The 14,192-nt window shown below is 54.1% G+C and carries 11 protein-coding genes; 4 read left to right on the top strand and 7 right to left on the bottom strand.

Translation table 11 applies throughout. From position 1 onward, the window contains the following. Positions 1-258 precede the first annotated feature (258 nt). Positions 259-1,560, top strand: a complete 1,302-nt coding sequence (locus tag LCD46_06585; protein ID UOY71979.1) for an MFS transporter — start codon at positions 259-261, stop codon at positions 1,558-1,560. A gap of 17 nt (positions 1,561-1,577) precedes the next feature. Next, positions 1,578-3,941 carry a glycoside hydrolase family 31 protein gene (locus LCD46_06580; GenBank protein ID UOY71978.1) on the top strand — a complete coding sequence of 788 codons (2,364 nt, stop codon included), beginning with the start codon at positions 1,578-1,580 and terminating at the stop codon, positions 3,939-3,941. 82 nt (positions 3,942-4,023) lie between these two features. On the opposite strand, the gene LCD46_06575 is transcribed toward LCD46_06580, so the two are convergent. Next, the gene (locus LCD46_06575) at positions 4,024-5,619 is read right to left on the bottom strand and encodes an ABC-F family ATPase (GenBank protein UOY71977.1); all 1,596 of its coding nucleotides are present in this window, start codon (positions 5,617-5,619) and stop codon (positions 4,024-4,026) included. A 222-nt stretch (positions 5,620-5,841) separates the two neighbouring features. Here LCD46_06575 and ldtB point away from each other — a divergent pair, with 222 nt between their 5' ends. Together ldtB and LCD46_06565 are read left to right on the top strand one after the other, a co-directional pair. Next, positions 5,842-6,762 (top strand): L,D-transpeptidase, encoded by a 921-nt coding sequence (gene ldtB / locus LCD46_06570; protein UOY71976.1) that lies wholly within the window; start codon positions 5,842-5,844, stop codon positions 6,760-6,762. Positions 6,763-7,004: 242 nt separating this feature from the next. Beyond that, positions 7,005-7,814, top strand: a complete 810-nt coding sequence (locus tag LCD46_06565; GenBank protein UOY72903.1) for a glycosyltransferase — start codon at positions 7,005-7,007, stop codon at positions 7,812-7,814. 8 nt (positions 7,815-7,822) lie between these two features. Here the strand turns inward: LCD46_06565 and LCD46_06560 are convergent, their stop codons facing one another. From LCD46_06560 to mntR, 6 genes are all read right to left on the bottom strand, one after another. Then, positions 7,823-8,539: a GntR family transcriptional regulator gene (locus LCD46_06560; protein UOY71975.1), complete on the bottom strand. Its 717-nt coding sequence runs from the start codon at positions 8,537-8,539 to the stop codon at positions 7,823-7,825. Between the two features lie 15 nt (positions 8,540-8,554). Further along, the gene (locus LCD46_06555; protein ID UOY71974.1) at positions 8,555-9,877 is read right to left on the bottom strand and encodes a PTS transporter subunit EIIC; all 1,323 of its coding nucleotides are present in this window, start codon (positions 9,875-9,877) and stop codon (positions 8,555-8,557) included. A 51-nt stretch (positions 9,878-9,928) separates the two neighbouring features. After that, complete coding sequence (locus LCD46_06550) at positions 9,929-11,305, bottom strand: glycoside hydrolase family 1 protein (GenBank protein UOY71973.1); 1,377 nt, start codon at positions 11,303-11,305, stop codon at positions 9,929-9,931. A gap of 146 nt (positions 11,306-11,451) precedes the next feature. Further along, a complete protein-coding gene (locus LCD46_06545) occupies positions 11,452-12,492 on the bottom strand; it encodes an aldo/keto reductase (GenBank protein UOY71972.1) in 1,041 nt (346 codons plus the stop codon). A 101-nt stretch (positions 12,493-12,593) separates the two neighbouring features. Beyond that, a complete protein-coding gene (locus LCD46_06540) occupies positions 12,594-13,694 on the bottom strand; it encodes an anion transporter (GenBank protein UOY71971.1) in 1,101 nt (366 codons plus the stop codon). Beyond that, complete coding sequence (mntR, locus tag LCD46_06535) at positions 13,691-14,164, bottom strand: manganese-binding transcriptional regulator MntR (GenBank protein ID UOY71970.1); 474 nt, start codon at positions 14,162-14,164, stop codon at positions 13,691-13,693. The genes LCD46_06540 and mntR overlap by 4 nt, the downstream gene beginning before the upstream one ends. Between the last annotated feature and the right edge of the window lie 28 nt (positions 14,165-14,192).

Genomic DNA, 14,192 nt, shown 5'->3' with positions numbered 1-14,192 from the left:
AAAATTTTCATAGCGTATCTATCCGGCAGTAACTGACATAAAAGCCATCATGCCAGAGGGTTCAGGTCAGTTATGAGAAATTTTGCACAAAATCCACTATTGCCCACTCATTTTCTCCCTTAAGGTGAACTTGTCACACAACTTCCATACTAGTTGTATACCAATTAAGGCAGTATAACCGGATAGAAATCAAAGCCATAAAAAACTGTGTGACACCTGAACCTCCGTCCCCTTACCGTCCGTCTTGTGGAGAGTAAAATGAGTCAGGACATCAATAACACTGTTGCGGCAAGCAAAACCCGTCGCATCATCAAGAACCTGCGCTGGTACGTGCTGGTGCTGTTCTTACTTGGCGTCACCGTTAACTACATCACCCGAAACTCATTAGGGATCCTCGCCCCGGAACTGAAAGAGAGCCTCGGGATCACCACCGAGCAATACTCCTGGATCGTGGGAGCATTCCAGATCGCCTACACCATTTTCCAGCCTCTGTGCGGCTGGTTGATTGACGTCATCGGCCTGAAGATTGGCTTTATGGTCTGCGCCGGGATCTGGGCGCTGATGTGTATTTTCCATGCAGGTGCCGGAAGCTGGCTGCACCTGGCTATTCTGCGCTTCTTTATGGGTGCCTCTGAAGCCGCAGCTACCCCGGCGAACGCCAAAACCATCGGTGAATGGTTCCCGAAATCAGAGCGACCTGTTGCCGCCGGCTGGGCGGGTGTGGGCTTCTCCATCGGCGCGATGCTGGCTCCGCCTATCATCTACTTTGCTCACGCCTCGTTCGGCTGGCAGGGCGCGTTTATGTTCACCGGCGTGCTGGCGCTGCTGTGGGTGATCCTGTGGTGGGCGTTCTACCATAACCCGGAGCAGCACCCGAACCTGAGCAAAGACGAGCTGGCGTTTATCAAGCAGGATAACGAACCGCCTGCGGTGAAACTGCCCTTCCTGACCGCGCTGAAAACCGTCTCGAAGAACAAACGTTTCTACGGCATCGCCATTCCGGCCTTTATGGCGGAACCCGCCTGGGCGGTACTGAGCTTCTGGGTGCCGCTGTACCTCGCCAAAGAGCACGGCATGGATCTGAAGCAGATTGCGATGTTTGCCTGGCTGCCGTTCCTCGCCGCGGATCTCGGTAGCGTGGCGAGCGGCTACCTGACGCGTCTGTACACCCGTCTGTTCGGCTGCTCCCGCGTTAACTCGGTGGTCGCAAGCTCCGTGACGGGCGCGTTCCTGATGATCTCTCTGGGCATCGTCGCCATTACCCGCGACCCGTATATCACCATCGTGCTGATCTCCATCGGCGGCTTCGGGCACCAGATTATCTCCTGCATGCTCAGCGCCCTGGTCGTTGAGTCGTTCGACAAAGGCCAGATGGCGACCGTCAACGGCATGCGCGGCTCGGCGGCGTGGATCGCCAGCTTCCTGTTCTCGCTGTTAATCGGTGTAACCGCCGACAAAATCGGCTTTAACCCGCTCTTTATTGCCATGGGCTTCTTTGACCTGATTGGCGCTGTCTTCCTGGTAGCATTTATTGCTGAACGTCGCGCCAAGCGCGCCTGATAGTGGATGTAGTGATTATGAAAACCCTGAAAAACTGGACCATTGATACGCAGTCGGCAAACCATCTGGAACTGCTGGTCGATAACCAGCACCACTTGTGCCTGTATGTGCTGGAAGAGAATCTGTTCCGTGTACTGATCAAACGCAAAGGCGAACTGGCGCTGGACCGTACCTGGAGCATTGCCCCGGAGCATGACGTGCCGTGGGAAGGTCGCCGTCGCGATGATTTAAGCGGTTTCACTTGTCCTGTCTGGACGCTGACGCAGCAGGATGAGACGTTAACCGTGGCAACCGAACAGCTGCGCGTGACCGTACACCAGCCGCTGTGGCTCGAATGGCACTACCGTAACGATGCAGGTGAATGGCAACCGCTGGTGAATGACCGTCCGACCAGCGCTTACCTGCTGAACGCCCACGGCGACGGCGTGGCGCACTACCTCAGCCGCCGCAAGGACGAGCGTTTCTACGGCCTGGGCGAAAAAGCGGGCGATCTGCAGCGCAACGGCAAGCGCTACGAGATGCGCAACCTCGACGCAATGGGTTATAACGCAGCAAGCACCGACCCGCTGTACAAGCATATTCCCTTCACTATCACCCGTCGCGATGACGTGAGTTACGGCCTGTTCTACGACAACCTGAGCAGCTGCTGGCTGGATCTGGGTAACGAAATCGACAACTACCACACCGCCTATCGTCGCTGGCAGGCGGAAGCGGGTGATATTGATTACTACATCTTCACCGGTAAACGCGTTCTGGACGTTACCAAAGCGTTTGTGCGCCTGACCGGGAAAACGCTGTTCGGGCCAAAATGGAGCCTCGGGTACAGCGGCTCGACCATGCACTACACCGACGCGCCGGACGCGCAAAACCAGCTGATGAATTTCATTCGCCTGTGTGAAGAGCACGCCATTCCATGCGACTCGTTCCAGCTCTCGTCGGGCTATACCTCGATCAACGGCAAACGTTACGTCTTTAACTGGAACTACGACAAGGTGCCCCAGCCGAAGGTGATGAGCCAGGCATTCCACGACGCGGGGCTGAAACTTGCCGCGAACATCAAGCCGTGCTTGCTGCAGGATCATCCGCGCTATAACGAAGTGGCAGAAAGCGGCCTGTTCATTCGTGATTCAGAAACCGATGCACCTGAACGTTCCAGCTTCTGGGATGACGAAGGCTCGCACCTCGATTTTACCAACCCGCAGACGGTGCAATGGTGGCAGGAAGGCGTGACCACGCAACTGCTGGAAATGGGCATCGACTCCACCTGGAACGACAATAACGAGTATGAGGTATGGGATGGTGAAGCCCGCTGTTATGGTTTCGGTAAAGAGATCGCCATCAAGCATATTCGCCCGGTGATGCCGCTTTTGATGATGCGCGCCTCGCTGGAAGCGCAGCAGCGTTTCGCGCCGGAAAAACGTCCGTATCTGATCTCCCGCTCCGGCTGCGCCGGGATGCAGCGCTACGTTCAGACCTGGAGCGGCGACAACCGCACCAACTGGGACACCCTGCGCTATAACATCCGCATGGGGCTTGGCATGAGCCTGTCCGGGCTGTTCAACGTCGGTCACGACGTGGGCGGTTTCTCCGGCGACAAGCCGGACGCCGAGCTGTTCGTGCGCTGGGTGCAGAACGGCGTGATGCATCCGCGCTTTACCATTCACTCGTGGAATGACGATCACACGGTGAACGAGCCGTGGATGTACCCTGGCGTCACGCCAGCCATTCGTAGCGCCATTGAGCTGCGCTATCGTCTGCTGCCGTATCTCTACACCCTGCTCTGGCAGGCGCACGCTGACGACGAGCCGATGCTGCGCCCGACGTTCCTCGACCACGAACACGATGCGCAAACCTTCGAAGAGTGCGATGAGTTCCTGCTGGGCCGCGACCTGCTGGTGGCCAGCGTGGTCGAAGCCGGTCAACGCGAGCGCCGTGTCTGGCTGCCGGATAACGACACCGGCTGGTATGATTTTTACACCCACGCGTGGTTTGCTGGCGGCCAGTCGATCGTCCTCGACGCACCGCTGGAAAAACTGCCGATGCTGGTGCGCGCCGGTGCCGGTCTGCCGCTCAGCGAACGCATTACCCACGTGTCCGCTGAAAAAGACGATACCCGCGAGCTGAAGCTGTTCCCGGTGAAGGGCGTCGGGACCACCTCGGGCATGCTGTTTGAAGACGACGGCGAAAGCTGGGGCTACCAGAACGGCAATGCACTGTGGGTGGAATGGGAAATGGTGTGCGATGGCGCATCCATCAACCTGAAGGTAAACGCGCGCGGGGATTATCGTCCGGCGTGGAAAGCGCTGAAGGTGTCGCTGCCTGTAGGGGAAAAACGTACGCTGCTGGTGAACGGGGTTGAAGGGGGTGAGTGGGTGCTTTGAGCATTGCCGGGTGGCGGCTTCGCCTTACCCGGCCTACAAACTGACTCGTAGGCCCGGTAAGCGTAGCGCCACCGGGCTTTTTTTAGTTCTCGATACCTTTACTGCGCAGGTAATCTTCGTAGTTACCGGTGAAGTCCACCACGCGTTCTGGCGTAATTTCGATCACGCGGGTCGCCAGCGAGCTGACGAATTCACGGTCATGAGAGACGAAGATCAGAGTACCCTGGTACATCTCCAGCGCCATGTTCAGCGATTCGATAGATTCCATATCCAGGTGGTTGGTTGGTTCGTCCATCACCAGGATATTTGGTTTTTCCATCATGAGCTTGCCAAACAGCATACGCCCCTTCTCACCACCGGAGAGCACTTTGGCTGGTTTTTTGATGTCGTCCTGGCTGAACAGCAGACGGCCCAGAATACTGCGTACCGCCTGCTCGTCGTCGCCTTCCTGCTTCCACTGGCTCATCCAGTCAAAGACGGTCAGGTCGTTTTCGAACTCGTATTCGTGATCCTGCGCGTAATAACCAATCTGCGCGTTTTCAGACCACTTCACGGTGCCATTGTCCGGCTGCAGTTCGCCGACCAGGGTTTTGAGCATGGTGGATTTACCCACGCCGTTGGCACCGAGGATGGCAATCTTCTCACCCACTTCCAGCAGTAAATTGAAGTTTTTGAACAGCGGACCTTCATCGAAACCTTTAGTAAGGGCTTCCACTTCCAGTGCGTTACGGAACAGTTTCTTATCCTGCTCGAAACGAATGAACGGGTTCTGACGGCTGGACGCTTTGACTTCTTCCAGCTTGATTTTATCGATCTGGCGCGCACGCGAGGTCGCCTGACGGGATTTAGAGGCGTTAGCGCTAAAGCGGCTGACGAAGGACTGCAGGTCAGCAATTTGCGCTTTCTTCTTGGCGTTATCGGCCAGCAGACGTTCACGCGCCTGGGTTGCAGCCGTCATGTACTCATCGTAGTTGCCCGGATAAACGCGCAGCTCGCCGTAATCCAGATCCGCCATGTGCGTACACACCATATTCAGGAAGTGACGGTCGTGCGAAATGATGATCATGGTGCTGTCGCGATCGTTCAGCGTCTGCTCAAGCCAGCGGATGGTATCGATGTCCAGGTTGTTCGTCGGTTCATCGAGCAACAGGATGTCCGGGTTGGAGAACAGGGCCTGCGCCAGCAGCACACGCAGTTTCCAGCCTGGCGCGACTTCGCTCATCGGGCCGTAGTGTTGTTCTACCGGAATGCCAACGCCCAGCAGCAGTTCACCTGCACGCGCTTCCGCAGAATAACCGTCCATCTCACCGTATTGCGTTTCCAGTTCGGCCACTTTATAGCCGTCTTCTTCGCTCATCTCGGCCAGCGCGTAAATACGATCGCGCTCTTGTTTTACTTCCCACAGCTCCGCGTGTCCCATGATCACCGTGTCGAGCACGGTGAATTCTTCGAAGGCGAACTGATCCTGACGCAGCTTACCGATACGCTCGTTGGGATCGAGCGATACGTTGCCGAGCGTCGGCTCCAGGTCACCGCCGAGGATCTTCATAAAGGTGGATTTACCGCTACCGTTGGCACCAATCAGGCCGTAACGGTTGCCGCCGCCAAATTTGACGGAAATGTTTTCGAACAGCGGCTTACTGCCAAACTGCATAGTGACGTTGCTGGTAACTAACACGGAGAGATTCCTGCGAAAAGTGTGATAAACACGGCATTATGCCACAATTCCGAATTGAGATCCCGCGTTGCCGCAATCCACTAAACTTTAACAAAATCGAAAAAAGTGTGATTTCGTACACATCTGAATTCCCTGTTAGCGGGAATGCACATATAATGCGCTCCCATCACAGATTCAGACTTATCAACTCATCGCCAGAATGGCTTAGATACCTCGCACAACATGAACATGAAATTAACAACGCTTTTTGCGGCGGCGTTAGCCGTAGTAGGTTTTTGTAAGACCGCGTCTGCGGTGACGTATCCCCTGCCAACAGACGGTAGCCGTCTGGTAGGCCAGAACCAGGTGGTGACGGTACCAGAAGGTAACTCTCAGCCACTGGAGTATTTCGCTGCACAGTACCAGCTGGGCCTGTCTAACATGCTGGAAGCGAACCCGGGCGTTGACCCGTATCTGCCGAAAGCGGGTACCGTGCTGAATATTCCACAGCAGCTGATCCTGCCGGATACCGTTCACGAAGGTATCGTCATTAACAGCGCGGAAATGCGTCTGTATTACTACCCGAAAGGCACCAACACCGTTATTGTGCTGCCAATCGGTATCGGCCAGTTGGGCAAAGACACGCCAATGAACTGGACCACTAAAGTTGAGCGTAAGAAAGCAGGCCCAACCTGGACGCCGACGGCCAAAATGCACGCGGAATACATCGCTGCGGGCGAACCGCTGCCAGCCGTTGTACCGGCAGGCCCGGATAACCCGATGGGTCTGTACGCGCTGTACATTGGCCGTCTATATGCGATCCACGGTACCAACGCTAACTTCGGTATTGGCCTGCGCGTTAGCCACGGTTGTGTGCGCCTGCGTAACGAAGACATCAAATTCCTGTTCGAAAACGTACCTGTCGGCACGCGCGTGCAGTTCATCAACGAACCGGTGAAAGCCACGTCTGAGCCTGATGGCAGCCGTTATATTGAAGTGCACAACCCGCTGTCCACCAGCGAAGATCAGATCAACAATAACGAAATCGTACCGGTTACGCTGAACAGCGCAGTGCAGTCAGTAACCTCTCAACCGGACGTAGAGACGACGATTGTTGACCAGGCCGTGCAGAACCGCTCCGGTATGCCGGTGCGTTTGAACTAATCAACCTGCTCCACATAAGTCTCTTAAAAAGACCCCGAGTTATCGGGGTCTTTTTGCTTTCCGAAACCGAACACTCTCATCATGTCTTAATAGCAATTTTGCCATAAGTCCCATTCTTGCCATTTTCTGCTAACCCGGCGGGGTTACATCCGCCCCTCTAAATGTTATGATGCGCGTACTTGTAAAATCAGTTTAATCTGTATTTATCAGGTTTTTTTATTTCCTGGAGCCCGCTCAGTTTGATGATCAGTATTAACTTAACAACGACAAAATCGCGTCTTTATCTCTGTTCGCAAACAGTGTGGTCACTGGCGAACCAGAGTAAAAAGGTCGATCAAATTGTTGTGTGGGTCTCCAGTACACCTTATCTCAGTGACGAAGGCATCACTGAAGAGCCTGAATGGGCGCAGAAAATTCGCCAGACGGGCACCAATCTGGTCTTTAAATGGGTTAAAAATACCGGACCATATCGGAAATTGTTTCCGGCGCTACAAGCAGCAACGGAAGACGATATTCTGATTTATGCTGACGATGACGCTATTTACAACGAAATTTGGGCGGAAACACTGCTGGATGATTTTTACCGCCACAATCAGGAATTTGTGGTGGCTGCGCGTGTGCGAGAAACGGTAAAAAAGAAGAAAGATCTTCTTGATACCTATCGTAATTTCCCGCTTATCACGGTCCCAAAAGTCGTTGAACAGAACTATATCATCACAGGTCTCGGGGGCGTTGTACTCAAGAAGAGAATGATCCCGGAATATTTCCATTATAACGAGGACTTCATTAAGGTTTGTCCTCGAGCGGATGATATTTGGATCAGCAAACTGATTCAGCTAACCAAAACACCTGTCTATGTTTCTGCACAAAGCATTCGTTTTGTTCATGAGATAATCCATGACTACGGATTATCACGTGACAATACCAGCAAAATAAAACGTTCCTGGCTTCAAAAAGTCCGTTTTACATTTAAGCCAGGTCAAATCCAGCATCTGTGCCAGAACGATCTTTATATACAAGACACCGACAGCTATTTCGAATCGTGCGCCTGACAGTGTAGCTAGCCGTTATTGACGATCACAATCCCGCCGTGATCGTAACGATAGTGACAGTGGGCATACTCCAGTGGTGTGCCATCTTCCAGATAAATAACCTGCTCCACTTCCAGTACGGGATCGGTCTGCTCGCAGACAAGATGTTGTCTGTCCAGCGTATTGGGTTTTAACGCCCGTACAATCCGGTACGACCCCATAATTTTCAGCCCCAGCGTCTCCTGGACGTACTGAAATACCGAACCCTCGAGATGGCTTTTCGTCAGGCCGGGGACCAGGTTCATTGGCATCACCGTTGAATCCAGCGACATAGGTTCACCGTTGAGCAAACGTAAACGAATAAAGTCATAGACAGGCGCATCGGCGTTAATCATCAGCGATACCTGCTCTTTCTCGTTCGGGAAACGCAGCTCAAAGTGCACCACCTGGCTGGTCACCGTTCCCAAATGTTCCCACGTTTTAGTCGCCCCAAAGTAATCACTGCCGGAGAGATCCCACTGTGAAAGCTGGAGGAAATTTTTGCGGATGAATGTCCCCTGCCCCTGGCGGGTATAAACCAGTCCTTCCACAATCAGCTGCCGCATTGCCTGCTGGATGGTCATCCGGCTGGAGTTGAACTCCGCCGCCAGCGCAAACTGATCCGGCAGCGGTTCATTGGCGGCATACTGCTGACTGATAATGCGTTTCTTAATTTCCCGCGCTATGGTGATGTACTTCGCCGCCATCGTCCTTCCTTTCTGCTAGTTTTCTATCCCGCTGTTTTTCAACGCCACTCTCTCGGCAATTTTGAGGAAAGGCAGGTAGAAGAATACACCAAAAACAATGATTGCCAACTGCACCACCACCGCTCGCCAGTCTCCTGCTGTCGCCAGCCAGGCACTCAGGATGGGTGGCGTTGTCCAGGGAATCATCACTACACAACGCGACATTAATCCCAGCGTGGTACAGAGCCAGGCAAAGTAGATGCCAATGGCAGGCAAAAGTACAAAGGGGATCATCAACGGCAGGTTAAACACTATCGGCAAGCCAAAAATGACCGGCTCGTTGATGTTAAACAGGCCTGGCGCCAGCGACAGGCGCGCCACCTGTTTCGCCGATTTTTGGCGCGAGAAGATAAAAATAGCTATCAACAGGGAAATAGTGCTGCCCGTGCCACCCACCATGCCAAACGTCGGCACGAAGATGTTGTTGATGATGTGCGGGATCGGCTGGCCGTTGGCGAAGGCCAGCATGTTCTCATTGGTGTTGATCAGCAGGAACGGCTCCAGCACCACGCTATTGACCACCGACTGATGAATACCGAGCGTAAACAGGAAATTACCAAAACTATAGATAAAGATCGTGCCCGGCAGACTGGTGTTGATGAGTCGAAGTGGCTGCTGAATAAAGGTAGTGATCAGATGGATCAAATCCGTATGCAGCACGCTTGCCAGCAGAGCCGCCAGTACCGCAAACAGAGAGAGCGTGAAAATAGTTGGGATCAGCGCAGTAAACGATTTACTCACCGCAGGTGGCACATTCTCTCCGAGCGAAATATGCAGTGCTTTCAGGCGCGAAATAGCAATAAACAACTCCGTTGAAAGCAAACCAATCAACACCCCGGCGAAAATCCCGGTGGAGCCGATATTGGCAAACGTCAGCACCTGGGTGACGTTCACCGTGGTATCGCTGCCGACGGGCGTGAGCTGTAAGCGCATCGGCATCATGATGATAAAACTGCTGACGGCGATAACCACTGCCGAGACCGGATTGTCGAAATCTTTGTTGCGCGCCAGCGACCAGGCAATCATTGGAGCCAATAGCAGCGCAGCGATATTCAGCGTGCCGTTGATTATCGCCTCCCCCCACAGCTTACATTGTGCCAGCGTGTCGCCTTCAAAGATCCACGGAAAGACCACGTTATTCACCAGCACCGCCAGACCCGCGAGGATGAAAATCGGCATTACCGTGGCGAAAGCATCGCGCAGGGAACGCAGGTGCACCTGGTTTGCCAGACGCGCCGAGAACTCTACAAATTTATCGACAAAGGACTGCATATGCGGTGTTATTTTTGTTTCAGACATAGCGGATATTTCCCATCAATCAGTCACAAAAACGGCCCGGCAGCGTACAACTTACATCTCGCGTCCGTTGGTATGAATAACCTGTTTTAACCACGCGTAACTTTTCTTGGGCACACGTTTCAGGTCTTTCAGGTCATGGTTTTCACGGTTGACGTAAACCACACCGTAGCGTTTACGCATGTCCCCCTGAGAGCTGAGAATGTCGATGAGGCCCCAGCCGAGATAGCCGATCACTTCCGCCCCGTCCTCGAACATCGCCTCCTTCATGGCCTCGATATGCGCCCGGTGATAGTCGATACGGTAGGTGTCATCAATCGGGTTCACGCCGTCCCAGGACTCAATCACCCCAATGCCGTTCTCGATCGGGAACACCGGCAGGCGCCAGTCGTTGGCGTAGCGGGTGATGATGGTGCGGAAGCCCAGCGGATCGATCTGCCAGTTCCACTCGGTGGCCTTCAGGTACGGGTTGTTTTTCTCGCCGTGCAGCAGGTAATAGTTCACCGGTGTGCCTTCGGGGATTGCATCACTGTCCAGGGTTTTACTGGCGTAGTAGCTGAACGCCATGAAGTCGTTTTTAGTGCGCGCCAGAAGCTGGAGATCGTCGGCACGGTAGATGTCACTAAAGCCTTCCTGCTCCACCACTGCCAACACCGCCGGGCTGTAGCCCTGACCGGCAAACACTCGCAGCAGGTTTTGGTTGAGGAATTCATCGTATTGTTGTGCACAGAATATATCGCGCGGTTTGCAGGTGGCCGGATAGATCAGCTGATGCGCCAGCATGCCGCCCATCAATTTCCCCGGTTTGGTCTGGTGCAGATACTCAGTCAACGCCATGTGCGCCACCATTGTATGGTGCTGTAGCTCGTACAGCTCGCGCAGGGTTTTCTCCCCTTTCATGTAGCCGGATATCCGGAAGGCTTCCGGCATATGGAAGATGTTCTGCTCGTTGAAGGTCAGCCAGTACTTCACGCGATCGCCGAAGCAGTCGATCATCTTTTTGCCATAGCGAATAAAGGCATCCATCACATGGCGATCGTTAAAACCGTTGTACTCCTGCGCCAGCGCCAGCGGCATATCGAAGTGGTAGAGACAAATCATCGGCTCAATACCACGGGCAATCAGATCGTCAATAAAGCGGTCATAAAAGGCGATACCTTCGTCATTAAAGTCACCATCACCCTGCGGGCAGACGCGGCTCCAGGCGATCTGAAAGCGATAGCAATTCATGCCCAGGTCCTGCATCAGGTCGAAATCTTCCCGATAACGGTGGTAAGAGTCCGTTGCGACTTTCCAGTCGGAGACGTTTTCTCCGGCCTCACGAATGTCATATACCGACATCCCCTTCCCGCCCTCGTTCCATGCGCCTTCCGTCTGCATGCTCGACACCGAGTTACCCCATAAAAAGTTGGCTGGCAGTAATTGATTCATCGTCCCCTCCCTTATGACTAGTCATTTAAAATTTCATGACTAGTCATATAGGCGAAGATGAAAAATCAATCAAAGAGGAGGATCGTTTTTTGTGAGCAATGCAGGAAAAAAAACCGGTGAGCAAACTGTCACCGGGATAAGAAAGGTTACTGTTGCATTAACTGATTGCGGCGATATTCTCCCTGCCGCTCCAGCATCCAGCCAGGATACTCGCGTGGCAACGCGCTTACGGCATCGAGCTGTTTTAGCTCTGGTTCGCTCAGGCTGATCCCGGTCGCGGCAATATTATCGTCCAGTTGCTCAACACGTTTGGCACCAATTATCACGCTGGTCACGGCTTTTTGATGCAGCAGCCACGCCAGCGCGATTTGCGCGACGGAGACGCCCTTGCTTTCGGCGATAGTGCGCATCACGTCCACGCAGTCGAAGGCGCGCTCTTTATTCACCGGCGGGAAGTCGAACTCCAGACGACGGCCACCTGCTTCGCTCTGCCCGTCGCGGCCATATTTTCCGCTCAGCAGGCCGCCAGCCAGCGGGCTCCAGACCATCAGCCCGACCCCTTCGCTCTGCATCATCGGTACCAGCTCACGTTCAAGATCGCGTCCGGCAATGGTGTAATACGCCTGCAGTGACGCGAAACGCGCCAGCCCAAGACGTTCAGACATACCGAGCGCTTTGGTAATTTGCCACGCCGCCCAGTTCGAGACGCCGATATAACGTACATGGCCTTGCTGCACCAGATTATCCAGCGCATAGAGCGTCTCTTCGATGGGTGTTGCAGGGTCGAAACCGTGTAGCTGATAGAGATCGATATGTTCGAGCTGGAGGCGGCGCAGGCTCTCTTTTACGCTGCTGATGATGTGATAGCGGGAACTGCCGCGTGAGTTCACCCCTGCCGTGCCCGTTTCACCGAACACTTTGGTGGCAACCACCACGTTCTCGCGCGGTACTTTCAGGTTTTTCAGCGCCTGACCGGTGATCTCCTCTGACCGCCCTTCAGAGTAAACGTCCGCGGTGTCGATAAAGTTGATCCCGGCATCCAGCGCGCGGCCTACAAGCTGCTCGGCGTCGCGTTGCTGCAGTTGACCAATTTTGCCCCACATCCCCCCTTCTCCACCGAAGGTCATGGTGCCGAGGCACAGTTCGGAAACAAACAGACCGGTATTGCCCAGTTTTTGATAACGCATACGACACACCTCTCAATGTTCATCCAATGGCGACCAGAGAGTTATACCTCTCTGGTTCTCATTGCGAATGTGTCGTTTCTGTCTATTTCTTGCCCATTTCTCTAAAGCAGTAAAAAGCCTGCCAGTGCCGCCCAAATCAGCATTGGGATCGACCAGACATGGAAGCGCCACCAGATACGGCGATCGTTAGCCATACGCAAGGCAATCAAATTGGCCAGCGAACCGGGCAGGAGCCCAAATCCGCCGATGTTAACTGCCCAGGCCAGGAGCGTGTCAGGTGGCACATAGTTGAGCAGCAGGATGGTAGCAGGCACATTACTGATAAACTGAGACAGGCCAATCGCCGTCAGCCACAATCCAGGCTGGGAAAGCGTGCTGACACTGTGAAGAACATTTTGCAGTACCGGAAGCTGGATAAGGAGATGCACATCAATAAACATCGCCATGAAGACCAGCAGCAACGTCCAGTCCACGCTCACCAGAACGCGCCGCGCCAGGACGACAAACCCCGCGGCCACGAGCAGGACGCCAACCAGCTCATATTTCAGCTCCAGCGCGAACAGAAAGACGATATACAGTCCCAGGCAGCTCCAGACCAGACGAGGCTGCCACTGCGGGCCCGTGGTTCCGCTGTGGTATTGCAGTTTTTTATCAGGAAAAGCAAACCAGCAAACCGCCAGTAGCGACAGCATCATCGCCAGCGCCAGTGGGGTCATCTGCCAGGTAAAGGCGGCGAACGACAGACCGGAACGTCCCCAGAGAAGGATATTTTGTGGGTTACCAATGGGGGTCAAAAGAGAACCGGCATTCACGGCCAGCGCTTCAAAGATGATCAACCTGCTTACCGGGATCTCACAAAGCTTTCGCAGCGTGAGCGTGAGGGGCACGATGATAAACAGTGCTACGTCGTTGGTCAAAAAGGTCGACAGCACCGCGGCGGAGAAGACCATAAACAGTGACAACTTACGCTCGGTAGCAAAGCGGCGCACCATTTTGCGTCCCAGTACGTCAAAATAGCCGCTCAGCTCAACACCTTTGGTGAGCATCATTAAACCGCTCAGGGTAATGATGGTTCGCCAGTCAATCGCCGCAGGCCAGGCATGTGGCGCAAAAGGGACAAAGAGACTTAACCCTGCGCCAACAATTAATAAGAGATGAAAGAAACGGTCGCGTGCCAGGGCCTGTAATCCAGGAATGTTCATTCAGCGGAGGAACCATATTTAAGAGTAAATTCACGGAACTTAACCAGCGTCTCTTCGCTAACGTGGTGTTCCATTCCTTCCGCATCCCGGCGGGCGATCTCCGGGCTAACGCCCAGCACCAGTAAAAAGTTCTCAACGAGCTGGTGACGCTCGCGGCTCTCCTGCGCAAGCTTCTCCCCCTCCGGCGTCAGAAAAACACCGCGCCAGGGAATCATTTCAATGAGCCCCACAGAAGCCAGTCGCTTTAACATTTTAGCAACGGTAGGTTGCGAAACCCCCAGTCTGGCAGCCATATCAACCTGACGCGCTTCCCCGACCTCACGGATCAGATCGGAAATCAGTTCCACATAATCATCAATCAGTTCACGCCGGTGCGCTTCACGTACCTGGCGGAACCCTTCAACGTGCTCTTCAACATTCACCAGTTGCGTCGTTTTTCTCATCGTTGGCTTACCTGCGCGACGGTTCATTGTACTTCCTCAGTGGGGTGACGCTTCC

Origin of the sequence: Enterobacter ludwigii, from assembly GCA_023023105.1 — a bacterium.
In the GTDB taxonomy this organism is placed as follows: Bacteria; Pseudomonadota; Gammaproteobacteria; order Enterobacterales; family Enterobacteriaceae; genus Enterobacter; species Enterobacter adelaidei.
The sequence above is the reverse complement of the archived record's forward strand: the minus strand, read 5'-3'. Positions and strand labels throughout refer to the sequence as shown.

Bases quoted from the DNA above. Each gene is read 5' to 3' on its own strand.
- LCD46_06585 (UOY71979.1), top strand. From the start codon at position 259: ATGAGTCAGGACATCAATAACACTGTTGCGGCAAGCAAAACCCGTCGC.
- LCD46_06580 (UOY71978.1), top strand. From the start codon at position 1,578: ATGAAAACCCTGAAAAACTGGACCATTGATACGCAGTCGGCAAACCAT.
- ldtB (UOY71976.1), top strand. From the start codon at position 5,842: ATGAACATGAAATTAACAACGCTTTTTGCGGCGGCGTTAGCCGTAGTA.
- LCD46_06565 (UOY72903.1), top strand. From the start codon at position 7,005: ATGATCAGTATTAACTTAACAACGACAAAATCGCGTCTTTATCTCTGT.
- LCD46_06560 (UOY71975.1), bottom strand. From the start codon at position 8,539: ATGGCGGCGAAGTACATCACCATAGCGCGGGAAATTAAGAAACGCATT.
- LCD46_06555 (UOY71974.1), bottom strand. From the start codon at position 9,877: ATGTCTGAAACAAAAATAACACCGCATATGCAGTCCTTTGTCGATAAA.
- LCD46_06550 (UOY71973.1), bottom strand. From the start codon at position 11,305: ATGAATCAATTACTGCCAGCCAACTTTTTATGGGGTAACTCGGTGTCG.
- LCD46_06545 (UOY71972.1), bottom strand. From the start codon at position 12,492: ATGCGTTATCAAAAACTGGGCAATACCGGTCTGTTTGTTTCCGAACTG.
- LCD46_06540 (UOY71971.1), bottom strand. From the start codon at position 13,694: ATGAACATTCCTGGATTACAGGCCCTGGCACGCGACCGTTTCTTTCAT.
- mntR (UOY71970.1), bottom strand. From the start codon at position 14,164: ATGAACCGTCGCGCAGGTAAGCCAACGATGAGAAAAACGACGCAACTG.